Source organism: Anaeromassilibacillus sp. Marseille-P3371 (genome assembly GCF_900169665.1).
In the GTDB taxonomy this organism is placed as follows: domain Bacteria; phylum Bacillota; class Clostridia; order Oscillospirales; family Acutalibacteraceae; genus Anaeromassilibacillus.
Genome location: NZ_LT835157.1, coordinates 715364 through 740724, shown reverse-complemented (window position 1 = coordinate 740724; position 25361 = coordinate 715364). Strand labels below are relative to the sequence as shown.

Below are 25361 nucleotides of genomic sequence, written 5' to 3'. Positions count from 1 at the left end.
TATTTACTCCTTCTCTTGTATGGTTATTTCCGGCACAGCCGGGAGTGTGACGCGGAACTCCGTATACTGGTCGTCACTGGATGCAACAATATTCCCTCCGTGCAGCTCTACAATCTCTTTGGCAATTGCCAATCCGAGCCCCGCCCCACCGGTTCGGCTGGAACGAGCAGAGTCAAGCCGGTAAAACTTCTCAAAAATCCGCTCCAGCTGTTGCGGTGGTATCCGTGTACCGGTATTGCGGAAAAGGATCTCCACTTGGGGTCCGTTCCGGCGCGCAGCCACCGTAAGCTCTGCTCCCTCCGGGCTATAGTGAACCGCATTGCGGAGAAGATTGTCGAATACGCGAGCCAGCTTGTCCGCATCCCCTTGAACTTCCAACCCCTGTGGAATATGCAGCTTACAGGTAAGACGTTCCTCGGAGAACACCGGGTAGAACTCATCCGCGAGTTGGCACAACAATCGCGTCAAATTGATCCGCGACCGTTCCAATTCAATCCCTTGAAGATTAAACCTCGTAATCTCAAAAAATTCATCGATCAAACCTTCCAACCTTACGGCTTTGTCCAAGGCAATGTTCGTATATTTATCGCGCAGAACTGGAGAGATTTCTTTTTCCTCGTTTAAGAGGCTCAAATAACCAATCACAGAGGTCAAAGGGGTTTTGAGGTCGTGCGCCAAATAGACTACCAGGTCGTTCTTGCGCTGTTCTGCCTCCTTCGCCTCGTACTCCCGCCGCCGTAACCGGTCCCGGAGAGTGTTCAGCCGGTCCTCCATGGGTTTTAACTCCGACGGCAGTGAGATCGATGTTCCCGTATCCTCCAGCACCTTGTCCACCCCCTCACTGATGAGGTTCATATACCGGCTGATTCGCGACATCGCTAGATAAACCGCAATCAACAGCAGAAATAGAAACCCAAGTACCATAAAAAAGAATTTATTCTGCTGAAAAATATTTTGGTAGAGGGAAACGGCAAACTCTTCGCTGATTCCAAAGAAGTTCTGACAGAAACCGACAAAAATATCGGCAAAGGGAGCTTGAAAGATGCCGTCCACCACAACATACATCAGGACAATCCCCAGAACAGCGGTCATCAACGTGATACCTGCCAGTTCTAGCACCATCTTAACTTTCAGGCGTGTGTATCTATCCTTCAATTTTATACCCCACCCCCCAGACCGTCTTGATGAACTTCGGGTTGCGTGCAGGCTCATGTAGCTTTTCACGCAGGCGCCGGATATGCACCATCACCGTGTTGTTGGAATCCAGATATTTTTCTCCCCAAACCCCTTCAAAAAGCTCCTCTGAGGACAGCACCTTCCCCCGATTCTGGCAGAGCATCCACAGCAGGGAGAATTCTGTCGGCGTCAGATCGACCGGTTGATCGTACAGCCGGCACTCGTGGGTATCCCGGTTGATCTCCAAGCCGGAAAAGTCGATCACATGTGACTCTGGAGCGGCTCCTGCATTGTAACGAGTCGACCGGCGCAGTTGCGCCTTGACCCGCGCCACCAGCTCCAAAGGATTGAACGGTTTTGTCACATAGTCATCAGCACCGATGGTCAGCCCTGTGATCTTATCCATATCCTCGGTGCGCGCCGTCAACATAATGACTGGATACGTGTACTTCTCACGAATTTTGCGGCAAAGCGCAAATCCGCTGGTTTCCGGGAGCATAACGTCCAAAATCGCCAGATCGAAGGGGCGCATTTCGATCTGTTCCAATGCCTGCGTTCCGTCATAACATTTATATAGAGTATAACCCTCGTTCTTTAAATAGAGCTCCACCAGGTCGGCAATCTCTTGTTCATCGTCAACCACCAAAATGTCCGGCATTCCATTCTCCCCCTGTAATTATCGCTGTGCGCGCACCACGGAGGTACCCTTCTCACGCAGGTAGGTGCTCTCCAAATCGGCCAAATGCAGCTTTACCGCCAGCGGATAGCGGTCGTACGCCTGGCTGATGGCAAAACTCCCGCCGCGCGCCGCATCGTCAAAGCCGCCCATATGCCAACGGATCGCAATCGCTTCGCTGGTTTTCAAGCGCAAAAAGCGCTCGATCAGGAACACGGACTTTTCCCCATGTCCGTAGGGAAAACTGTCCTCAATCATATAATATGGCTTTTTCTCCCAGGCCCCGGACTGTTCATTTTTGACATTGCGGGTGCCTTCCTTATAAAACTGCGCTTTACAGACATCATGCAGCAGGCCACAGATAGCAAAGCTTTCTTCGCTGTCCGTTTCAGGGTCGAAATACCGCTCCACCATAGTGCGGTACACACTGATACTGTGCTGTACCAGGCCGCTTGGACAGGCACAGTGAAATTTTGTACTTGCCGGCGCGGTAAAAAAGTCCGTCTTGGAGAGCCATTCCAAAAAGGCCGCGCTGCCTTCCCGGGTAACTTTACTGCGGAAAATCTCTTCAAATTCCTCTTGATAACTCAAGCCCATGGTATCCCACCTTTCTCCTTAATGCCTCTCGGCCAACCTTTCCCCATTATACTGGAAAGGTCCGGGTGTGTAAAGGCAATCCAGAATTCCTCATATTATATGGAAAATTGTTTCAAAAATATATACGATTGTCTCATCATCTTTTTAGATATTGATTTTAGACAGAGTTCGTGATACTATAGCGACAACAAACGGCTAAATCGTGATTCGTTTTTATGCATTTTAAATAGAATATTTTTAAAATGTAGCTTTAGAAAGATATTGATTAAGCCGTTTCAAGTTATTTTTATCATTATTTTAGGGAAGGACGTCGGTTCGGAAAGGAGGTCCCAGTTCCTTCCAAATGGAGGAGAAACCCACAATGGTAGAGAAAAGGATGGAGAAAATTATGAAGAGAAAGACCGTGCAATCTTTTATTGCTGTAGCACTCGCGCTACAGATGGCGGCTGCCGGCGCAACACCGGTATTTGCCGCACAGGCGGCTCAGGCTGTTCCTGCCGCCCGCCAGGCAATCACGGCTGTTGTGCAAGAGGAAGAAGGCGACATTGCGCTTTATTTGAGCGACATGAAACCGACCAAGACAAAGGTTGGCTTCGGTAGCTTGGGGGTAGATCAGGACATCGACAATAAGCCGCTACGCCTGCTCGATGAAAACTTAGACATCGTTGAGTACGAAAAGGGGCTCTGTGCCCATGCAGCATCGGAGCTGGTTTATGACATCTCAGCCCAGGGTGCAAAAACATTTCAGGCCTACATAGGCGTTCAAGCGGATTCTGTTTACGATGGCATCTATGGCAACTGTGGTTTCACTGTAGAAGTTGACGGCGAACAAAAATATCACATCGACGACCTTTCCGGACAGGCTGCCCAGGTCTTTGTCAATATCGACATTCCGGAGGGCGCCAAAACACTGACCCTCAAGACCGACAACGGTACGGACGGGGTTACTACCTGTGACCACAGCTTGTGGTGCGATGCAAAGATTCTCTGCGACCGCGAGGTACAAACCACATTAGCTTCCGCAGCGGTCACTGCACAGCAGTCCGTTTTGCCGGTTGGTAAGACTACCCAGTTGACCCCGGTCGGTTATTCCATCGGTGGCGCAGAGATCCCCGCTGATACGCTGGCTGTTTCGTATAAGAGTTCGGACGATTCCATCGCCACAGTTTCGAGCAGCGGCGTTGTAACCGGTATCGGAGATGGTATTGCAACCATTACCTGTACACTCGCGCAAGGCGACGTCGTCCGTGAAGCCACCGTGGATATCATCATTGGTAAGGGCGATCCAGCTTCTTCCTGGCAGATTGCTTCTCCGGACGGCAGCATCACCGCCCTGTTTGCCCTACATGATGGCAAGGTTTCTTATTCTTCTTTTAAGGACAACAACTTAGTTGTAGACAATTCCGCTGTCGGCTTGACCACCAGCCTGGGGGATTTTTCCGAGCTGACTTTCGTCGATCGTGTCGATGAAGAAATCAACGATCCCTATGAGTTGATCGGTGCAAAGATTACACAGGTTGAAAATCACGCCAACCAGACAACGCTGAACTTTACCAAAGAAGGCGTCGAAGGTGTCACCTTCAGTATTGTTACACGCGCGTACGACGACGGAATTGCTTTTAAATATCAGATCACAGCCGAAAATGAAGACACGCCCATCACCATTTCCTCTGAAAATACGACTTTGCAAATTCCGCAGGGCTCTACCGCTTATGTGATGCCGTACATCAATCATAACGAGCAAGTTGAGGAGGAAAAGCAGCTTTCAGAATTGGATGAACGGTATTGTATGCCATTGTTGTACAAGACGCCTACGGGTGAGTACGCCTTGATCTCTGAGGCAGGGCTCCACGATGAGTATTGTGGTGCAGACATCATCGGCAATCCGAACGGACGCCTTGACATTGTATTCTCCAACGAACAGAAATCTGCCATCCAGACAAAAGCTCCGTTTGCAACGCCGTGGCGCTTTGCTGTGATTGGCACCACCGCGGACATCGTTGAGAATACTATGGCGGAAAACCTCAGTCCTGCCAACGTTTTGGAGGATACCTCCTGGATTCAGCCCGGTGTCACCGCCTGGACTTGGCTGAACCGCGATCCGGTCAACGATCCGGATGTCTATAAAGAATACATCGATCTCGCTGCAGAGATGGGTTGGCAGTATCTACTTTTGGATGAGGGCTGGCAGCCAAGCGGCAGCAGCCAGGGCCACAGCGAATTCGCTTATTATGGTTATTACGATTGGACCGAAGATCTGATCGACTATGCCAACGAGAAGGGCATCGGCCTGATCGCCTGGCAAAACCACAACGATTTGAAGAAGGGCGATGAAGCAGAGCGCCGTATCAAGGAGCTCGCTGACATGGGAATCAAAGGCATCAAGCCGGACTTCTTCAACTCACAATCCCAGGATTATATCCAGTTCTATAATCGTTTGATGCGGGTCACCGCGGAAAACCATATGTTCATCAATATCCATGGTGCGAATAAGACGACCGGCGAGCGCCGCACGTATCCGAACGCACTCAGCCGTGAAGGTATCTTCGGTGCCGAACAGGATCTCTTCCGCCCTGCGGATGTAAGCGCTTACCACAACTGTATGTTGCCATTTATGCGTTGTGCGGTTGGTCCCGCAGACTATACACCGATGTTCTCCCACCGCACCAATACCCGCAAACAGTTCACCATCGCGCAGATGGGCGCCCTGACCGTCACCTATGAGAGCGGTATCCAATGCTTTGCGGACCGTCCAGAAGCGTACCTCAACAGCCCCGCCCGTTATTTCTTTGAGGACTTCCCTGGGCAGTGGGACGAGACGCAGCTGTTGGCAGGCGAGCCGGGCGAATATGTCAACACCGCGCGCAGAAGTGGAGAGAATTGGTATCTTGGCCTGATCTGCAACGAGCAGCGCACCGCAGAGTTCCAGCTGGACTTCCTCGGTGAGGGGGACTATTATGCCTTTATCTATGAGGACGGCGAGACTGTGGATGACATCACCGCGCGCATTGAAAAGGTCGACAAGGACACCGTTTTGACGATTCCGATGGCCGAACACGGCGGTGCTATGATTAAGATCCTCCGGAATCAGCCCAGCCAGGCAGAATCCATCACCCTGAGTGCCAGTGAACTCACTCTGGAACAGAACGATTCAATGGTATTGACCGCGACCCTCACCCCTGAGGATGTTGAATACGACACTGTCACATGGACTTCCAGTAATCCCGAGGTTGCCACAGTTGAAAATGGTAAAGTCCTCGGATTAAAGCCCGGTGTCACTACGATCACCGCCGCTACTGGCTTTGACGGCAATATCACCGCCAGCTGCGAAGTGACCGTCCGCCGTCCAGAATTCTCCCTGACCAACGACTGGTCCATCATCCGCAACGATCCGGAAAACTGGAAACTAACGGGCGTGAATTCCATTACCATTACAACCAAGGCAGGCGAATTCTATAGCGGTACCGACAATGCAGAAAACGTATTCCTGACCCCAGTGGAGGGCGATTTTACAGCTACGACAAAACTGACCTTTGTTCCGGGCGCTAACTACCAGACCGCTGGCATTATCGTGTATCAGGACAGCAAGAATCTGTATGGCGCATACAAGCGCTATCATTCCGGATATAATGGCAATATCTTCACGGATTTTGCAATCAATAAGGGCAGCGCTTCCGAGCATACAACGCCAGATTTGAACAAAGACGCACCGGTCTATCTAAAGGTTGTCAAGGAAGGTACAACCTTCACCGCTTATTACAGCTATGACAACTCGGAATGGGTACAAATTGCAGATCCGTTGAATGTGTCCAGCCTCACCGGCGATCTCAAGGTCGGTCTGTATGCGGTCGACGGCAATGGCAAGAGCGGTTCTTTGCCGGCAACCTTCGAAGACTTCACAATCAATAACGAAGTGATCCCGTTTGCCAACCAATACGTGGAAGCAACCGAAATTTCACTCGATCATACAGAGCTCTCCATGAAACAGTATGAGACCGCTACCCTCACCGCTACGGTTACACCGGAGGGAGCCGACGATCCAGTTGTATGGACGTCCAGCGACCCAGACGTCGCATCGGTCGATGAAAACGGAAAGATCACTGCATACCAGGCGGGTACGGTCACCATCACCGCTATGACAGGTTTCAACAACGAGGTGACTGCTTCCTGTGAAGTGACCATTTCTCCTGCAGATCTGGTCTTGACGGACGATTGGGATGTCCTGCGCAATGATCCGGAGCACTGGCAGATCAACAGTGAAAACTCCATTACGATCATCACACAGCCGGGTGAATTCTATACCAACACCGACAATGCCAAAAACGTATTCCTGTCCCCGGTAGAGGGCGACTTCACTGTCTCGACGAAGCTTGACTTTGTTCCGACAGACGATTATCAAACCGCCGGTATCATCGTCTATCAGGATTCCAGCAACATTTATGGCGCCTATAAGCGCTATCACAGTGGGTTTGATGGGAACATCTTTACGGACTTTGTCCTCAATAATGGCAAGTTCTCTGAACATACAACCCCGGACGCCGATCCAGAGGCAAGCGTCTATCTGAAGGTTGTGAAGGAAGGAACTACGTTCTCCTCCTATTACAGCTATGATAACCAGAATTGGACGCCTATCGCCGATCCTGTCGATATGACGATGGGCGGCAAAGTCCGAATGGATGGCGATCTCAAGGTTGGTATCTATGCAGTGGACGGTAACGGAAAGACCGGTTCTCTGCCAGCAACCTTTGAAGACTTCACCGTTAATGGGAATGTTGGATCGTTTGCGGAGGAGCCGACTGTGGAAGAGAGCACCAGCTTCATGGTCAACTACGGTACGAATGTAGAGCTTACGCTCAATGGCGAAGAGCAGACCATTGCCAATCTCATTGGCCGGTATACCGGCAACTTTGAGGAGGGCACTGAGCTGAATCTCTCCTTTGTTCCTTCTGTAGAGGGCCGCGAATTCAGTGAAATCCTCTTGGGCGGCGAACCGCAAAAAATCACAAACACAAAGGAATTCACCTATACAGCGGAAAAAGGTGCTACGGCAGAAACCCTTGACTTCTCTTTCACAATCGTCAATAAGGAGATTTTGAATTCCCTGATTGCGTATGCCGATACATTGGACAATGAGGTTGCCGCTGCTGTGCCAACCGTCCAGGCAAAATTTGAAAAGGCATATCATGAAGCCGTAAGAGTCGCGAAAGAGGTTGCAGTCACACAGACAGATATCAACGACGCTTGGGGAGGTTTGCTGGATGCCATCCATTATCTCTCCTTCCAGCCTGGCGACAAGAGCGAGCTGGAAATTCAGCTGGAGATTGCAGAAGCGATTGTAGAAGCTTCGGAAGGTCTGGACCCGAGTACCATTGAAGAACTGAAGGATGCCATGGAAGAGGCCCAAAAGGTCTACGACAATCCCGATGCGATGGAGCAAGAAATTACAGAGGCTGTCAACGCGCTCAAGGAAGCAATTGATAATGTCCGCCATCAGGCAGACAAATCGATTTTGGCCACAGTCCTAGCGAAAGCTGAGGCTATCTCGAATGAACTCGACCTGTATGTTGAAGAGGGCAAGGAGGAATTCCTCACTGCACGAAAGGAAGCCCAAGAGGTCTATGAAGATCCACAGGCAACACAGGAAGAAGTCGATAACGCTAGCAAGACCTTAACAGGCGCCATGACCGCCCTGCGTAAGATCGCAAACAAGGATTATTTAAAGGAATTGATGGAGATCGCGCAGGCAAAGGACGCAGACCGGTTCACAGTGGCGAGTTATCAGAACCTGGTCAAGGTCATGCAGGAAGCACAGGTTGTTTTGGACGACAACACTCTTGCCGAGGGCGATCCGGCCGCTGAAGCCAAGATTCGCAATATCGAAACCAAGCTAGCTGCTGCAATCGACCATCTGGACGAAAAGGGCAGTAGTTCTAGCGGTGGTTCCAGCAGTGGTTCTTCCAGTAGTTCTTCCAACAACGATTCTACTTCGACGGCCACAACAGCCTCCAACTTTACGCTGGACGAATCTACCAAGAGTTGCTCGTTCCGCGTGGGAGAACGCTTTGTCTTTACAGTCAAGACAACCTCTGCAACCGCCCCAACGGTTACCGCAAATAACGCGAACGTTTCGGTGCAGTATCTCACCAAAACTGCGGATGGATACAGCTTCCAGCTGAACGGCGCTGGAATGGGCGACTCCACCATTACGGTCACCTTGGATGGAACTTCCTCCACCTTTACGGCAAATATTCTGGAAGGTTCTGTGCACAGCGATACAACTGGTTCAATTTCGATCAAGAAAGGCCAGGTGTACACCTTTAAGATGACCGTTACCGATGGTAGCACCTCTACACCGCTCTTTGTAAGCGGTACAGACGGCGTATTTAAGACCCAGTTTGTGAAGAAGGACGGCAATGACTATTACTTCCGCATCTGGGCGACCGGCAATGTAGGCAGTGCTTCTGGCATCTATACCACGATGCCCAACCAGAATGCAGTGCGCCACTGCGTTGCGACCATCACTGCATAAGTATATCAGCCACCTTCCCTTTCCAAATTTCTCCTGGCTCGTCCGTGTGACGGGCCGGGAGTTTTTTATAGTTCGGTTACGGCCCTTCGAGAGGTAAGATGCTGGATCAAAACGCTGCTAGTGAAAGCCTGTTTACCGGTTCGATATATTTCTCCTAAATGTCAATTTGTAATGGGGTTGGAAAACTTTTTATCAAAATAGATGATTCGTTTTACTTCTCTCTTCTTTTGTCTTCCCCAAAAATCTCTAAAAGGGCTTGCTTCTTTTTTCATTTTCCCTATACTGAAAACAGATTCTACTCAAACCAGTGCTAAAAAAAGCGCCTAATCCAATCCACAGCATCCCTCACAGTGTAGCACAGCCCTTGGAGAGGGGCTCTAATAACTACTACTTTATTATACAAGGAGAATTCTATATGAGCTGGCTGGATCTACATATGCATACCAACTTTAGTGATGATGGCACATATTCCCCAGAGGAATTGATGGATCTTTGTCTGAAGAACGGCGTACGTGTCGCTGCTGTTGCAGATCACAATTGCACCCGTGGGGTTCCTCGCGCCATGCAGCGGGCACAGCAATTGGGAATGGAATGTATTCCCGCTGTAGAGCTGGACTGCACCTATAAAGGCATCGATCTGCACCTTCTAGGTTACTGGATTCAACCGGAATATCCAGGATTTCATGAGACCGAACGTGCTATTTTGGAACAAGAACAGAGGGCCGGTGAATACCGTATTCAACACGCTTATGAAATGGGTTTTCACTTTGATGCATCCCCTCTCCTTGCGGAGAAAGATGGTGTGGTAACCGGTGAGATGATCGCTGAAGCTGTACTGGCGCAGGACCCTCACCATCCTGCTCTCACCCCTTATCTGCCCGGAGGTAATCGCAGCGATAATCCCTACGTAAATTTTTACTGGGACTTCTTTTCGCAAGGGAAACCCGGATATGTTCCCATTGCTTTTCAAAGCTTACAAGAAGCCATTTCTTTGATTCGAACCGCGGGAGGTCTTCCCGTTTTAGCACATCCAGGCAACAATATCCACGAGGATGTGACGTTGCTCCGAGATATTGCCGCGCAGGGGGTCTGCGGAATGGAAGCATACAGCAGTTACCATTCTCCTGAGCAAATTGCCTTTTATCTACGTCAAGCGGAGGACCTCTCTCTCGCTGTAAGCTGTGGGAGTGATTTTCATGGAAAAATCAAGCCCAGTATCTCCCTGGGTGGCTTCGACTGTGGTGGACAAGAATCCAACCTTCTGCATAGATTGCACGAAGCATTGTAGTTTTTAAATATCTCTATTTAAAACGATATCCAATATTCTTCATGTACCTGGATAGAAAGTGCTTCTATCCTCTTTGAAAAGGATTTTTCCCATATAGAACTCTCTATGAATCGTCTGTCATATTCTATTTTTTCGGAAGGTCTATTTCTAGCAGGCTTAAAATTAAGAATAATTATTAATTTTTTAGATATTCCTTGACAAAATCCTCCACAGCTGGTAATATAAGACTATAAAATAATATTAAGTATTATTATTAAAATTTAAGAGAAACAGGAGGATATTTGGTATGGAAAATATTAAAGGTACAAAGACCGAAGCAAATTTGATGGCAGCTTTTGCCGGCGAATCCCAGGCACGCAATAAGTATACATTCTACGCTTCTAAAGCACGCAAAGAAGGATATGTACAAATTGCAAATCTCTTTGAAGAAACCGCAAACAATGAAAAAGAGCACGCAAAAATTTGGTTTAAGCTTTTGCATGACGGAGAAATCGCAGATACCGCTACCAATCTAAAGGACGCGGCAGCAGGTGAGAACTACGAATGGACCGATATGTATGCGAGCTTTGCCGAAGATGCCCGTGCAGAAGGCTTTCCCCGTATCGCCGCATTGTTTGAAATGGTGGGCAAGATTGAAAAGGAACATGAAGCCCGGTATCTCGCCCTGTTGAAAAATGTTGAAGAAGGTTTGGTTTTCTCCAGAGATGGCGATATGATCTGGCAGTGTTCCAATTGCGGCCATATTGTCGTGGGCAAAAAGGCCCCAGAAATCTGCCCTGTTTGCGCCCACCCGAAGGCGTATTTCCAACTTTTAGCTAAAAACTATTGATTGGTAAGTCCGATTTGTTCGTACCTTTCTTATTGCACAACAGCCACCAGAGGAGTTCCTCTGGTGGCTGTTGTTTTTTATGATGATAGGTTTGCCATCTCGGTGTTCCCTATTCCCTCCTTCAACCCCATTCGGTTTCTGTGGAACAATTCAGTGCTTTTTCTGTTTCATCTGTACTCTGCATGGAACGTTTCCCCTGTTCTATCATCATTGGCATCCATCGATGCAATTGTTCCAACAATATAGGTTCCAAAGCTGTATCTGAGGTATCACCTTTGATCGTAAGGTACTCGTCTAGGCTCCTGTAAGGATAAACGGCGCGGACTTACTTCAATTATTCTGTACTTTGTTATTGGAGAAACCATGAAGAATTTTGTACACACGCCTATAAGGGCCGGAGCCATTTCATAAATAATAACTGAATTCTTCTCTCGTTTTCTACAGGTTGCCAATAGATTATTATCTCTTTTCTCTCCATGCCTTAAACATTCTGAGTGGGTATCGAAAAAGTCCCTCTACTTAAGATTTTTCAAATTCAAAAACATATTTACGGAGTTCTTACGTTCGATTGAACGGAAACGCTATCCCAAACGTCCGTCCGATGGCGCCCTTTGATCGCACGACATTCTCCTCTCCTTTTTGCACCGTATGCCCTGCTACAACAGCAAAAGAGGGAAACACAGGACTGAATCCTTGCGTTTCCCCTCTTTTTCAATTGATTGTTCAACCTCCTAAAGGCTTCCCAATTTAAATGTTCTTACAGAAAAAGTATTTTTATAACCTTCAGAGTATGCTTTCCTTTGCATCTTTCTTTTATTTGCTGGAGCAGAGATAGTCCAACTCTGCAACCGCTTCTCCGTTGCGGAAATAGATGCGCGGTACCCGCTTACTGAGCAAACAGACCAACTCATAGCTGATGGTATGATTGTAGCCGGCAAGCTCATCCACTGGAAGAAACGCCTCTCCATCATATCCAAACAGCGTAACGATGTCGCCTTCCCGAACTTCTGGAATATCGGTGACGTTCACCATCAATTGATCCATACAGACACGACCGATAATCTTTGCACGCTGGCCGCGCACCAACACACTGGCACGGTGATACAGATGGCGCGGATACCCATCCGCATATCCAATAGGGACTGTCGCCACGATCGTGCGCTGTTTGGTCGTAAATCGCCGTCCATAACTGATACTGGTCTGTGGCTCTACGGTTTTCAACATGGAGACAATCGATTTGAGCTGCATTGCCGGACGCAGATCTAAAGGTTCCTTGACCGCGCTGGAAGGATTCAACCCATAGAGAATGATTCCCGGCCGCACCATATCGAGCTGTGCGTCTGAATAGTCTAGGACTGCGGCCGAGTTCGAACAGTGGCGCAGACGGAAGGTAATCCCACGCTGTGCCAACCGGTCGATTAACTTTAGGAAGTGGTCCAGCTGCATCAAGGTATATCCACGTCCGTCGTTCCCTTCATCCGCAACAGCGAAATGCGTAAAGATTCCCTCCGGGTCCAAGCCTTTCAGCTGACAGAGTTCCGCAATCTCATCGATTGCACAGGCATCCCGCTCCGGGTCCTGATACATAAAACCAATCCGGCTCATACCGGTATCTACTACCATATGTGCACGAACTGTGACACCAGCTTCACGGGCGCAGGCGGCCAACCGCTCCCCATATTCGCGGGAAAGGATCGCCTGTGCAACATCCATATTGGCCAGTTCAGCCGCCGATTCTGGCGGTGTATAACCCAACACAAGAATCGGCAGGCCAATCTGCGCATTTCGCAGCTGGATTGCCTCTTCCAAATTGGATACTGCAAACCAGTCCGCCCCCAGCTCCTCATACTCACGCGCCAAAAGTTCTGCCCCATGACCATAGGCGTCTGCCTTGATTACACAGCATACCTTTGTCTCCGGATTCAGACGATCTTTGATCTGATGATAGTTATGTGCAATGGCGTCCAGGTCGATTTCCGCCCAAGTGCGCCTGAAAAAGTCATTCATCCTTCTACTTCGCTCCCAATGTTTTCGATTGTGGCAGACACCGGCCCATCTGCTTTCATCTACATTTATTTAAAATATGCCACACCGGATTCAAAAATACGTGGGTCTTTCTCGCCAGGTACATTGCGATAAAGATCCGTTCCTTTCCGCTCGGAATGGCCCATCTTGCCTAAGACGCGGCCGTCGGGGCTGGTGATGCCTTCGATTGCACAGACCGAGCCGTTCGGATTCCAAGCGATCTCGCCGCTTGGCGTTCCATTCAGATCTACATACTGCGTGGCAATCTGGCCGTTTTCAATCAACTGAGCCAACGTCGCATCGTCTGCGACAAAGCGCCCCTCTCCGTGAGATACAGGCACCGTGACCACATCGCCCGCTTTTACCTCTGCAAACCATGGAGACTTGACCGACGTAATTCGTGTATACACCATACGGGATACATGGCGCCCCAATGTATTAAAGGTCAATGTTGGAGCAGTCTCACTTGTCTCGCGGATTTCTCCATAGGGCACCAGACCTAATTTAATAAGCGCCTGGAATCCATTGCAGATGCCCAGCATCAGGCCGTCGCGGTTTTTCAACAGTTCCATAACTGCCTCTGCAATCTTTGGATTGCGGAAGGTTGTCGCAATAAACTTTCCAGAGCCGTCCGGCTCGTCGCCGCCGGAGAAACCACCGGGCAACATGATAATTTGCGCATTGCGGATGGCTTTTTCCATCCGCTCGATGGTATTTTCAATGTCAGTCGAGCACAAATTGCGCACAACCAACACATCGGTTTCTGCTCCTGCTTTTTCAAATGCACGGACGGTATCGTACTCACAGTTTGTGCCAGGGAATACGGGGATAAATACCCGCGGTTTAGCCGCCTTGATCGCCGGCGTTTGCGCATACCGCGCTGTATAGAGCGGCACTTCGTTTTGCATTTCCACTGCTGGGGCATGATTCGGGAAAATCTTTTCCAACGTACCCGTCCAGCGTTCGGCCAGCTTTTGAAGCGGAAGGACCTCTCCGCCAATTTGGATGGCCGATGGCTCTACCGTTTTTCCCAGAAGCACCGTAGCTGTATTGGTGATCGGCACGCCTTCTGCCAGTTCAACCACCAGGCTGCCGGACAACGGTGCAAAGAGGATTCCCTCATCCACGGTGTCAAAGTCAAAGCCGATACCGTTGCCAAAGCACATTTTTGCCACGGCCGCCGCGGCGCCGCCTTCCTTAACAACCGACGCGGACAGTATGCTGCCATCCGCCATCTTTTCGCCGATTTGCTTATAGAACGTCTTTAAACGCTCCCAATCCGGCAGCAGCGTTTTGGCATCCTCCGGAATCGGAAGCAAAACGACGCGGGACCCAGCATGCTGGAACGCCGCTGACACCGTCTTGCTTGCCTTTGTCATGGCAACCGCGAAGCTCACCAGCGTTGGCGGCACATCCATCTGCTCAAACGAACCCGACATACTGTCTTTTCCACCGATGGACGGCAGACCCATCCCCAACTGGGCTGCCAGCGCCCCCAATAACGCTGCAGTCGGTTTGCCCCAGCGCTTAGGGTCCGTGCGGAGACGCTCAAAATATTCCTGGAACGTCAAGCGGCAACTGAGTGGATTTGCCCCCACTGCGCAGAGCTTGGACAGGCTCTCCACCACTGCATAGGCCGCTCCATGAAACGGAGAAAATCTTGCAATACCGGGTATATAGCCATAACTCATTGCCGTTGCATCGTCCGTTTCCCCATGGATAACCGGCAGCTTGGCGACCATCGCCTCCTCCGGCGTCAGCTGGTACTTCCCTGCAAACGGCATGAGCACAGTGGCCGCGCCAATGCTCGCGTCAAAACGCTCGGCCAACCCTTTTTGACAGGCGACTTCCAATCGGCTCAGATTCTCCTGGAATGCCTCTGCCAACGGTTTTCCTTTCAGGCAATCGGGAATCTGCTTGCGATAATACTGGTCCGGATTTGGCGCTTCAATCTCTACATCGGCGCGCTGTGTCACGCCGTTTGTATTCAGGAATGCACGCGCAATGTTGACAATCGTATCCCCGCGCCACTCCATCTTGAGGCGTGGCGCCTCCGTAACAATGGCAACCACCTGTGCATTGAGGTTTTCTTCCGCGGCCGCCTGACAGAATGCCTCCACACTCTTTGGAGCAAGGACCACCGCCATACGCTCCTGAGATTCCGAAATAGCCAGTTCCGTCCCATCCAAACCCTCGTATTTCTTGGGAACCTTGTTCAAGTCGATCTCCAGACCGTCCGCTAATTCTCCAATCGCCACACAGACGCCGCCTGCTCCAAAGTCATTGCAGCGCTTAATCAGGCGGGAAACCTGCGGGTCTCGGAATAGGCGCTGAATCTTCCTCTCCGTCGGCGGGTTGCCCTTTTGCACTTCTGCACCGCATACTTCGACGGATTTCTCTGTATGCGCTTTGCTGGAACCAGTTGCACCGCCTATCCCGTCGCGGCCTGTGCTGCCACCCAGCAGCACGATCACATCGCCCGGTTGCGGCTGTTCGCGCACCACGTTCTCCTTTGGAGAGGCGCCGATTACTGCGCCAATCTCCATCCGTTTTGCGACATAACCGGGATCATACAGCTCTGTGACCTGTCCGGTTGCAAGGCCAATCTGGTTGCCGTAGGAGCTGTAGCCGCTGGCCGCACCGGTTGTAATCTTGCGAGTCGGCAGTTTTCCATGCAACGTCTCTTCAAAAGGAATGCGCGGGTCCCCGGACCCCGTCACACGCATGGCCTGATAGACATATGCGCGGCCGGACAGCGGGTCGCGGATTGCGCCGCCGAGACAGGTCGCCGCTCCGCCAAAGGGCTCGATCTCTGTTGGGTGGTTGTGTGTCTCATTTTTAAACTGGACCAGCCATTTTTCTTCCTTGCCGTCGATGGTCACAGGAACCTCGATGGAACAGGCGTTGATCTCGTCGCTGAGGTCAAGATCCGGAATCTGGCCACGCTTACGCAGAAGTTTCATGCCGATCACCGCCATATCCATCAAAGAAACCGGCCGGTCGGTGTTTTCTCCGTAGACCTCTCTGCGCGCCTCATAATACGCCTGCAAAGCCCCTTCAATCGCCTCGCTTAATGCCCCCTCCACAATCTTGATATGTTCCAAGCGGGTGGAGAAGGTCGTATGACGGCAATGGTCGCTCCAATAAGTATCAATCACACGCAATTCTGTGACACTTGGGTCGCGGTGTTCATCCTTTTTAAAATAGTCGCGGCAGAAGAGCAGATCTTCCAAGGTCATGGCAAAGCCCATCTTCTCATAATAGGCGGTCATTTCCTCTGTGCTCCAGGAAATGAAGCCTGTTACCCGCGCCACGTCCGGCGGCACATCCGCCTGCATATCCAGCGATTCGGGCTTGTCCAAAGACGCCAAGCGGCTCTCCACCGGGTTGACCAGGTAATTTTGAATCTTCTCAAGTTTTTCTTGGTCCAGATTCCCTTTGAGTGCAATGACACGGGCGGTAACGACCTGAGGGCGCTCCCCCTGGGTCAGCAGCTGCACGCACTGAGCCGCAGAATCAGCGCGCTGGTCATACTGTCCGGGCAGGTATTCCATAGCAAAGATCGAATATCCCTCGGGCAATGGGTATTCCTCGTCATAAACAGTATCGACATTCGGCTCGGAAAAGATCGTGCCGCGTGCAGCCTCAAATTCTTCACGGCTCAATCCAGAAATGTCATACCGGTTCAATAATTTTAAATCTTCGACCGGCATTCCCAGATTTTCCACCAAGTCCGCCTTCATGTGCTGTGCTTCCACGTCGAAGCCGGGTTTTTTTTCGACAAATACTCTGATTACGTCAGACATTGTTTCCCCCGTTTCCCCGCCTGTGCCGTCCCACCGGCCAAGCAGATATTGATGGTAATATGATAGCATATTTATGTCATTTAATAAAGAGGACGCTGCCATTTTACTGCAAACGGGAGAGTTCTGCAAGATTCAATCCCTGTAGATTTCCTGAAAGCGCATCACCGACTGTATCTTTTTCCCCTTATCATTTCCCCAAGATAATCAATTCCGTCCCTGCTCTGAACAACCAAGTATCCGATTCTAGCCCGAAAAGAATCGGACAGGCAGAGCCCCATTTTTTCCGTTCAATAGTTGCGCACGCTACTATTTTATGATAAGATCATCTTCGCAGGAAAAGGAGGTGGTCGTTTGAACGAAGATTTTACCAGTATTGGGAGGAACATTTCCAGTCTCACACGTATGATGCGCATGTATTATGACCGTGGCTTGGAAGCTTATCGCATTGGATGGGGACAGCAGTTCTTTCTGCAATACATCTATGAACACCCTGGACGGATGCCACAGGAGTTGACCGAACGGTTCCATGTGGACAAGGGCACTACCACCAAGGTTTTAAAAAAGCTCTGTGCAGAGGGCTATGTTGCGATAGAAGTGGATAAGCGGGACCATCGTGTGCGTATCATTCAACCCCTGAAAAAGGCGGAAGAGGCAGTGAAACAGATTCGTATGCTCCATCAACAGCTCCATCAAATCTTGACGGACGGTATGTCCGAGGCGGAGTGTGACGCAATGGAACAAAGCTTGGAACAACTGCGGATTCGATTGCGAAACGAACTGTTACAGGGCCACATCTCACATACATCTGGAGCCGAAAGGAATTGTAACGAATAAGGGACACAGGAGAAAGGAAAACGAATGAATCAAACCAACACCATAGAAGCACATAACCCTCTGGAAACAGAATCCATTGGAAAACTCATGCGTCAGTTTGCCATCCCAGCCATTATCAGCGGTCTGATGAACTCCATCTATAATATTGTCGATCAGATTTTTATTGGCCAAAGCGTCGGCACATTGGGCAATGCGGCAACAAATGTCGCCTTCCCACTGGTGACCATCATGGCCTCGCTCTCGATGATGATCGGTGTGGGTGGTGCTTCAAATTTCAGCTTGTATTTAGGAAAAAATGAAAACGAAAAGGCGGCAAAGGTTGTCGGGAACAGCCTCTGCATGGCAGTCCTATCGGGCATTGCGTTAAGCGTTACTGTTTTGGTATTCTTGGAACCACTGATGGTGCTTTTCGGTGCCAGAGGACAGGTTCTGATCTACGCCAGAGAGTATACTGGCATCACTGCTATCGGAATTCCCTTTACACTGTTCGGTTCTGCCGGAAGCCAATTGATCCGAGCGGACGGGAGTCCCAAGTATTCCATGTTCAGCGCCCTTTCCGGCGCCATCCTGAACACAGTCCTGGACCCCATCTTTATTTTTGGCTTTGGTATGGGCATTCAGGGGGCTGCCTTGGCAACCATCACGGGACAGATTGTAACGGCAATTGCCGTCCTACTCTACTTTCGAAAATTCCGATCTCTGCGTTTAAAAAGAGAACACTTTTTCTTCCGTGCGCGGACCGTTCGTTCCATCGTCTCCCTCGGTGCAGCCGCCTGCTTCAATCAGCTGGCTGTCACCTTGGTACAAATCGTCTTAAACAACACCCTGGGGTATTATGGAGAACTCTCCATCTATGGAAGGGATATTCCGCTCGCCTGTGTCGGAATCATCTCGAAGGTCAATACTATTTTTATTGCTGTGATTTTTGGTATCGCGCAAAGTTGTCAGCCGATTATGGGCTTTAACTACGGCGCTGGAAATTATAAGCGTGTCAAGAACGCCTATAAAATGGCTGCAATCGTGGTAACCTGTATCGCAACCGCGGCGTTCCTCTGCTTTCAAATTTTCCCCAAACAGATCATCTACCTATTTGGACAGGGCGACGCGCTGTATTACGAATTTGGAATCCGCTATTTCCGTATCTTTCTATTCTGTATTTTTATCAATGGAATTCAAATTTTAACATCCAATTTCTTTTCTTCTATCGGCTATGCACTCAAAGGAATTCTACTCTCCCTAAGCCGGCAGATCTTTTTCCTTCTGCCCCTTGTTCTCATTCTTCCCCTCTTTTTGGGGATTGACGGCGTACTATACGCTGGGCCGCTGGCAGATGGTGCCGCCGGATTGATGGCGATTCTTTTTATGATTCATGAAATGCGGCGTCTATCCCGAAAAGACGCTTCTATTCAAACAGCGGTACCCACCCTATGAACGGTGCATCTAACCGAGAACAACTCTTATCGCATGCAAAAGGCTAAAGAGGGCACACCAATTGGTGTGCCCTCTTTAGCCTTTTAAGGTTTTGGTTTTACATGTTCAAAAATTTTCTGCAACAGGCGCATAAATAGATCACGTTCAATGTCTGTCAAGCCACGCAATTGCTCCTCATGAAAATCATTAACGATCTGTACGATTTCAGGATAAATCGATGTAGCCTTCTCCGTAGGATATAACTCATTGACTCTACGGTCCTCACAACTGACCTGCCGCGTGATAAAACCACCCTTCAAAAGCTGCTGTACCGCCTTTGCAACCGTACTCTTATCAATACAGGTCAGCTCTGCAACCTTCTCTTGTGAAACCCCAGGGTTGTCGCAAATGCAGAGAATATACATGAACTGACCGCAGGTGACCCCCAAATCCTTAAGACGCTTTGCACAAAATCCCTGTGACTGCCAATAGATTACCGAAAAAATTTTGATGTAATCCCAATATGGTCCTTTCACGGCTTTCCCCTCCCGACAGCAATACCTGCGTCTTCCGCCAAGTTTATTTTAACTTGTAGAAAACGGGTTGTCAACGAATCTTCCGACAGCTGGAATCCTTCCGTTGACAGGATAAAAAATCTACGAATTTCTTTGATCTTCCTATAACTTTTTATTTTATATTGACAATCCTTTTGTTTCTCATTATAATGCAATTAATTGGTTATGCAACTAATTTATAGATATAATATAGCGATTTCTCTATCAATAAATAAAAATAACCCTTTTATTTAGTTGTATAACCCACCAAAATGTTCCAATGAGGAGTTGCAAAAGCATGAAGAAGAAAGGCATGGGAGGAGGATTGATCGTATGGGAGAATATGTGCTGGAAATGAACAACATCACGAAGGTATTCCCGNATTTCCCCAAGATAATCAATTCCGTCCCTGCTCTGAACAACCAAGTATCCGATTCTAGCCCGAAAAGAATCGGACAGGCAGAGCCCCATTTTTTCCGTTCAATAGTTGCGCACGCTACTATTTTATGATAAGATCATCTTCGCAGGAAAAGGAGGTGGTCGTTTGAACGAAGATTTTACCAGTATTGGGAGGAACATTTCCAGTCTCACACGTATGATGCGCATGTATTATGACCGTGGCTTGGAAGCTTATCGCATTGGATGGGGACAGCAGTTCTTTCTGCAATACATCTATGAACACCCTGGACGGATGCCACAGGAGTTGACCGAACGGTTCCATGTGGACAAGGGCACTACCACCAAGGTTTTAAAAAAGCTCTGTGCAGAGGGCTATGTTGCGATAGAAGTGGATAAGCGGGACCATCGTGTGCGTATCATTCAACCCCTGAAAAAGGCGGAAGAGGCAGTGAAACAGATTCGTATGCTCCATCAACAGCTCCATCAAATCTTGACGGACGGTATGTCCGAGGCGGAGTGTGACGCAATGGAACAAAGCTTGGAACAACTGCGGATTCGATTGCGAAACGAACTGTTACAGGGCCACATCTCACATACATCTGGAGCCGAAAGGAATTGTAACGAATAAGGGACACAGGAGAAAGGAAAACGAATGAATCAAACCAACACCATAGAAGCACATAACCCTCTGGAAACAGAATCCATTGGAAAACTCATGCGTCAGTTTGCCATCCCAGCCATTATCAGCGGTCTGATGAACTCCATCTATAATATTGTCGATCAGATTTTTATTGGCCAAAGCGTCGGCACATTGGGCAATGCGGCAACAAATGTCGCCTTCCCACTGGTGACCATCATGGCCTCGCTCTCGATGATGATCGGTGTGGGTGGTGCTTCAAATTTCAGCTTGTATTTAGGAAAAAATGAAAACGAAAAGGCGGCAAAGGTTGTCGGGAACAGCCTCTGCATGGCAGTCCTATCGGGCATTGCGTTAAGCGTTACTGTTTTGGTATTCTTGGAACCACTGATGGTGCTTTTCGGTGCCAGAGGACAGGTTCTGATCTACGCCAGAGAGTATACTGGCATCACTGCTATCGGAATTCCCTTTACACTGTTCGGTTCTGCCGGAAGCCAATTGATCCGAGCGGACGGGAGTCCCAAGTATTCCATGTTCAGCGCCCTTTCCGGCGCCATCCTGAACACAGTCCTGGACCCCATCTTTATTTTTGGCTTTGGTATGGGCATTCAGGGGGCTGCCTTGGCAACCATCACGGGACAGATTGTAACGGCAATTGCCGTCCTACTCTACTTTCGAAAATTCCGATCTCTGCGTTTAAAAAGAGAACACTTTTTCTTCCGTGCGCGGACCGTTCGTTCCATCGTCTCCCTCGGTGCAGCCGCCTGCTTCAATCAGCTGGCTGTCACCTTGGTACAAATCGTCTTAAACAACACCCTGGGGTATTATGGAGAACTCTCCATCTATGGAAGGGATATTCCGCTCGCCTGTGTCGGAATCATCTCGAAGGTCAATACTATTTTTATTGCTGTGATTTTTGGTATCGCGCAAAGTTGTCAGCCGATTATGGGCTTTAACTACGGCGCTGGAAATTATAAGCGTGTCAAGAACGCCTATAAAATGGCTGCAATCGTGGTAACCTGTATCGCAACCGCGGCGTTCCTCTGCTTTCAAATTTTCCCCAAACAGATCATCTACCTATTTGGACAGGGCGACGCGCTGTATTACGAATTTGGAATCCGCTATTTCCGTATCTTTCTATTCTGTATTTTTATCAATGGAATTCAAATTTTAACATCCAATTTCTTTTCTTCTATCGGCTATGCACTCAAAGGAATTCTACTCTCCCTAAGCCGGCAGATCTTTTTCCTTCTGCCCCTTGTTCTCATTCTTCCCCTCTTTTTGGGGATTGACGGCGTACTATACGCTGGGCCGCTGGCAGATGGTGCCGCCGGATTGATGGCGATTCTTTTTATGATTCATGAAATGCGGCGTCTATCCCGAAAAGACGCTTCTATTCAAACAGCGGTACCCACCCTATGAACGGTGCATCTAACCGAGAACAACTCTTATCGCATGCAAAAGGCTAAAGAGGGCACACCAATTGGTGTGCCCTCTTTAGCCTTTTAAGGTTTTGGTTTTACATGTTCAAAAATTTTCTGCAACAGGCGCATAAATAGATCACGTTCAATGTCTGTCAAGCCACGCAATTGCTCCTCATGAAAATCATTAACGATCTGTACGATTTCAGGATAAATCGATGTAGCCTTCTCCGTAGGATATAACTCATTGACTCTACGGTCCTCACAACTGACCTGCCGCGTGATAAAACCACCCTTCAAAAGCTGCTGTACCGCCTTTGCAACCGTACTCTTATCAATACAGGTCAGCTCTGCAACCTTCTCTTGTGAAACCCCAGGGTTGTCGCAAATGCAGAGAATATACATGAACTGACCGCAGGTGACCCCCAAATCCTTAAGACGCTTTGCACAAAATCCCTGTGACTGCCAATAGATTACCGAAAAAATTTTGATGTAATCCCAATATGGTCCTTTCACGGCTTTCCCCTCCCGACAGCAATACCTGCGTCTTCCGCCAAGTTTATTTTAACTTGTAGAAAACGGGTTGTCAACGAATCTTCCGACAGCTGGAATCCTTCCGTTGACAGGATAAAAAATCTACGAATTTCTTTGATCTTCCTATAACTTTTTATTTTATATTGACAATCCTTTTGTTTCTCATTATAATGCAATTAATTGGTTATGCAACTAATTTATAGATATAATATAGCGATTTCTCTATCAATAAATAAAAATAACCCTTTTATTTAGTTGTATAACCCACCAAAATGTTCCAATGAGGAGTTGCAAAAGCATGAAGAAGAAAGGCATGGGAGGAGGATTGATCGTATGGGAGAATATGTGCTGGAAATGAACAACATCACGAAGGTATTCCCGGGCGTAAAAGCGCTGGACGGAGTAACCTTGAAAGTGCGGCCCGGCAGCGTGCACGCTCTGATGGGCGAGAACGGTGCAGGAAAATCGACACTGATGAAGTGTTTGTTCGGCATCTACCATGAAGATGGCGGCGAGATTATCCTGGATGGAAAGAAACGGGTCATCAATACGTCGAAACAGGCGTTGGACCTGGGAATCTCGATGATCCACCAGGAGCTGCACCCAATCCGGTTCCGTCCGGTAATGGAAAACATCTGGCTGGGAAGATTCCCCATGAAAGGGATCGCCGTCGATAAAAAGACGATGATCAAAAAGACAAAGGAGCTCTTTAAAGAGGTCGACCTGGACATTGATCCGGAGGTACTGGCGGGAACGCTGTCGGCGTCCAACTTGCAGTTGGTGGAGATAGCGAAGGCGGTCAGCTACAATTCGAAGATCATCATCATGGACGAACCGACGTCATCGTTGACAGACAACGAGACCGAGCACTTGTTTAAGATTATCCGGCAGCTGCAGGAAAAAGGCTGCGCGATCATTTACATCTCCCACAAGATGGAAGAGATCTTGAAGATCTCGGATGAAGTAACGATCATGCGAGACGGCACGTATGTAGGAACCTGGCCGGCAAGCGAACTGACAACGGACCTGATTATCAACCGAATGGTAGGGCGCGATATGACGAACCGTTTCCCGCCGAAGGCGTACAAGCCGGGGAAGGAAGTCGTGCTGAAGGTGGACGATCTGTGTTCGCCGCTGCCGAAGTCGTTCCAGCATGTGTCGTTTGAGCTGCATAAAGGAGAAATATTGGGCATCGGCGGTCTGGTAGGCGCACAGCGTACAGAGATGGTCGAGGCTTTGTTCGGTCTGCGTGCGATTGCATCGGGCCATGTGGAAAAGGACGGCAAGCCGTTCAAGGTGAAGTCGGTGCGCGATGCAAAGGCGCATGGGCTGGCGCTGTTGACGGAGGAACGCCGTCAGAGCGGCGTATTTGGCATTCTGTCGATCGAGGACAACACGGTCATTGCCGCACAGAAGAGCTTTGCAAAGCATGGCGTGTTGCAGGAGAGCAAACGCTTTAAAGCGGCGACTGAATCGAACGAAAGCATGCACACAAAGACGCCGAGCATGAAGGAATTGATGCAGAACCTGTCGGGTGGTAACCAGCAGAAGGTTCTGATTGCGCGCTGGCTGTTGACGCATCCGGACATCCTGATATTGGATGAACCGACGCGCGGAATCGACGTTGGTGCAAAGTATGAGATCTATACGATCATGCACGACCTGATTAAGGAAGGCAAGTCGATTATCATGATCTCTTCGGAAATGCCCGAACTGTTGGGCATGGCGGACCGCGTCATGGTCATGTGCGAAGGCCGTGTCACGGGCTTCCTGGACCGCGGCGAGGCGGACTCCGTTGGCGTTATGCGTTTGGCTACCAAATTTATGTAAATGAAAACTCATGGCCAGTGTGGCAGGGTTTTTCAAAAATTTTAATAGCCATATGCCTGTACGATCGTCGCGCGAAAGATGGGTATATGTAAAAAAGAAAGTGAGGTAAATGGGTATGCAAGGAGAAAAGACGATCCCGCGCAAAAAATATGCGCTGTCTTTCATCGTTGTGGGCGCAGTTCTTGCTGTCCTGGGTGTCATTCTCAACTTTGTATTGGATCCAAAAGCGACATTTGATCTGCCGTGGTTTATCCTTGGCATTGGCGTAATCGCCGTTGTCTATGGTATTGTACAGATGACGAGAGGCGAGCGCCTCCATCCGGAGGTTTCTTTTTCCTCCAGAGCAGCGAAAAACTTTTTGACGAATAACGCAATCATGCTGGCATTGTTGGCGTTGGTTGTCGTGATTTGCTTTATTGAGCCCCGTTTCATGCAGATTCAGGTGCTCTTGGACATTTTAACGCAGTCCTCTACCAGAATGATTATTGCATTGGGCATCTGCTTCACCCTGTTGATTGCAGGTACGGACCTGTCCGCTGGCCGTATGGTCGGTTTGGCAGCTGTTATCTCCACCTCTATGTTGCAGACAGCTACATATGCAAATCGTTTCTATCCGGACCTGCCGCAGCTGCCGGTTGTTCTGCCGATCATCGCAGCAATTGTAGCTTGTATGCTGTTTGGTGTGGTCAATGGCTTCTTGGTTGCAAAGTATGACATGCATCCCTTCATCGCCACCTTGGCTGTGCAGGTTATGATCTACGGTGCATGTTCTCTGTATTTCGATATGCCTCCGAACAGTTCCCAGCCGATCGGCGG

General features: G+C 49.2%; 16 protein-coding genes. 9 read left to right on the top strand and 7 right to left on the bottom strand.

All coding sequences use genetic code 11. The features are described 5' to 3' along the window. Window positions 1-3: 3 nt before the first annotated feature. From B9Y59_RS02155 to B9Y59_RS02145, 3 genes are read right to left on the bottom strand one after another with little or no spacing between them, the layout of a single operon-like run. Window positions 4-1155, bottom strand: a complete 1152-nt coding sequence (locus tag B9Y59_RS02155) for a sensor histidine kinase (RefSeq protein ID WP_085531540.1) — start codon at window positions 1153-1155, stop codon at window positions 4-6. Continuing rightward, the gene (vanR, locus tag B9Y59_RS02150) at window positions 1145-1834 is read right to left on the bottom strand and encodes a VanR-ABDEGLN family response regulator transcription factor (RefSeq protein ID WP_054323474.1); all 690 of its coding nucleotides are present in this window, start codon (window positions 1832-1834) and stop codon (window positions 1145-1147) included. Before vanR ends, B9Y59_RS02155 begins: the two co-directional genes overlap by 11 nt. An 18-nt stretch (window positions 1835-1852) precedes the next feature. Next, window positions 1853-2443, bottom strand: a complete 591-nt coding sequence (locus B9Y59_RS02145) for a hydrolase (RefSeq protein WP_085534452.1) — start codon at window positions 2441-2443, stop codon at window positions 1853-1855. A 367-nt stretch (window positions 2444-2810) separates the two neighbouring features. Here B9Y59_RS02145 and B9Y59_RS02140 point away from each other — a divergent pair, with 367 nt between their 5' ends. The 3 genes from B9Y59_RS02140 to rbr all read left to right on the top strand — a co-directional run bounded on the left by B9Y59_RS02140 (window position 2811) and on the right by rbr (window position 11095). Beyond that, window positions 2811-8978: a glycoside hydrolase family 97 N-terminal domain-containing protein gene (locus tag B9Y59_RS02140; protein ID WP_158088919.1), complete on the top strand. Its 6168-nt coding sequence runs from the start codon at window positions 2811-2813 to the stop codon at window positions 8976-8978. Window positions 8979-9393: 415 nt separating this feature from the next. Continuing rightward, the gene (locus tag B9Y59_RS02135; protein ID WP_085531536.1) at window positions 9394-10266 is read left to right on the top strand and encodes a PHP domain-containing protein; all 873 of its coding nucleotides are present in this window, start codon (window positions 9394-9396) and stop codon (window positions 10264-10266) included. Between the two features lie 286 nt (window positions 10267-10552). Then, the gene (rbr, locus tag B9Y59_RS02130) at window positions 10553-11095 is read left to right on the top strand and encodes a rubrerythrin (RefSeq protein WP_085531534.1); all 543 of its coding nucleotides are present in this window, start codon (window positions 10553-10555) and stop codon (window positions 11093-11095) included. An 813-nt stretch (window positions 11096-11908) separates the two neighbouring features. Here the strand turns inward: rbr and alr are convergent. Next, window positions 11909-13102: an alanine racemase gene (alr, locus tag B9Y59_RS02125; protein WP_054323465.1), complete on the bottom strand. Its 1194-nt coding sequence runs from the start codon at window positions 13100-13102 to the stop codon at window positions 11909-11911. 65 nt (window positions 13103-13167) lie between these two features. Continuing rightward, window positions 13168-16926 carry a phosphoribosylformylglycinamidine synthase gene (locus B9Y59_RS02120; protein ID WP_085531532.1) on the bottom strand — a complete coding sequence of 1253 codons (3759 nt, stop codon included), beginning with the start codon at window positions 16924-16926 and terminating at the stop codon, window positions 13168-13170. Between the two features lie 351 nt (window positions 16927-17277). On the opposite strand from B9Y59_RS02120, the gene B9Y59_RS02115 reads away from it, so the two are divergent. Together B9Y59_RS02115 and B9Y59_RS02110 are read left to right on the top strand one after the other, a co-directional pair. After that, window positions 17278-17760: a MarR family winged helix-turn-helix transcriptional regulator gene (locus tag B9Y59_RS02115; RefSeq protein ID WP_085531530.1), complete on the top strand. Its 483-nt coding sequence runs from the start codon at window positions 17278-17280 to the stop codon at window positions 17758-17760. Window positions 17761-17784: 24 nt separating this feature from the next. Then, window positions 17785-19191 (top strand): MATE family efflux transporter, encoded by a 1407-nt coding sequence (locus B9Y59_RS02110; RefSeq protein WP_085531528.1) that lies wholly within the window; start codon window positions 17785-17787, stop codon window positions 19189-19191. A gap of 83 nt (window positions 19192-19274) precedes the next feature. Here B9Y59_RS02110 and B9Y59_RS02105 read toward each other — a convergent pair whose 3' ends face one another. Continuing rightward, on the bottom strand, window positions 19275-19706 hold the full coding sequence (locus B9Y59_RS02105; RefSeq protein ID WP_085531526.1) for a MarR family winged helix-turn-helix transcriptional regulator: 432 nt from the start codon (window positions 19704-19706) through the stop codon (window positions 19275-19277). Window positions 19707-20268: 562 nt separating this feature from the next. Between B9Y59_RS02105 and B9Y59_RS02100 the strand changes: the two genes are divergently transcribed. Continuing rightward, window positions 20269-20751: a MarR family winged helix-turn-helix transcriptional regulator gene (locus tag B9Y59_RS02100; protein WP_085531530.1), complete on the top strand. Its 483-nt coding sequence runs from the start codon at window positions 20269-20271 to the stop codon at window positions 20749-20751. 24 nt (window positions 20752-20775) lie between these two features. Further along, a complete protein-coding gene (locus B9Y59_RS02095; RefSeq protein WP_085531528.1) occupies window positions 20776-22182 on the top strand; it encodes an MATE family efflux transporter in 1407 nt (468 codons plus the stop codon). 83 nt (window positions 22183-22265) lie between these two features. On the opposite strand, the gene B9Y59_RS02090 is transcribed toward B9Y59_RS02095, so the two are convergent. Next, window positions 22266-22697, bottom strand: coding sequence for a MarR family winged helix-turn-helix transcriptional regulator (locus tag B9Y59_RS02090; RefSeq protein WP_085531526.1), 432 nt, complete (start codon window positions 22695-22697; stop codon window positions 22266-22268). A 351-nt stretch (window positions 22698-23048) separates the two neighbouring features. Between B9Y59_RS02090 and B9Y59_RS02085 the strand changes: the two genes are divergently transcribed. Further along, entirely contained in the window at window positions 23049-24545 is a 1497-nt protein-coding gene (locus B9Y59_RS02085; protein WP_085531524.1) for a sugar ABC transporter ATP-binding protein, read from the top strand. Between the two features lie 115 nt (window positions 24546-24660). Beyond that, a partial coding sequence (locus B9Y59_RS02080; protein WP_442856172.1) for an ABC transporter permease subunit occupies window positions 24661-25361 on the top strand: 701 nt, incomplete at its 3' end.

Excerpts from the sequence above, each read along its gene's own strand:
- rbr (WP_085531534.1), top strand. The coding sequence starts at position 10,553 with ATGGAAAATATTAAAGGTACAAAGACCGAAGCAAATTTGATGGCAGCT.
- alr (WP_054323465.1), bottom strand. The coding sequence starts at position 13,102 with ATGAATGACTTTTTCAGGCGCACTTGGGCGGAAATCGACCTGGACGCC.
- B9Y59_RS02085 (WP_085531524.1), top strand. The coding sequence starts at position 23,049 with ATGGGAGAATATGTGCTGGAAATGAACAACATCACGAAGGTATTCCCG.
- B9Y59_RS02110 (WP_085531528.1), top strand. The coding sequence starts at position 17,785 with ATGAATCAAACCAACACCATAGAAGCACATAACCCTCTGGAAACAGAA.
- B9Y59_RS02140 (WP_158088919.1), top strand. The coding sequence starts at position 2,811 with ATGGTAGAGAAAAGGATGGAGAAAATTATGAAGAGAAAGACCGTGCAA.
- B9Y59_RS02095 (WP_085531528.1), top strand. The coding sequence starts at position 20,776 with ATGAATCAAACCAACACCATAGAAGCACATAACCCTCTGGAAACAGAA.
- vanR (WP_054323474.1), bottom strand. The coding sequence starts at position 1,834 with ATGCCGGACATTTTGGTGGTTGACGATGAACAAGAGATTGCCGACCTG.
- B9Y59_RS02135 (WP_085531536.1), top strand. The coding sequence starts at position 9,394 with ATGAGCTGGCTGGATCTACATATGCATACCAACTTTAGTGATGATGGC.
- B9Y59_RS02120 (WP_085531532.1), bottom strand. The coding sequence starts at position 16,926 with ATGTCTGACGTAATCAGAGTATTTGTCGAAAAAAAACCCGGCTTCGAC.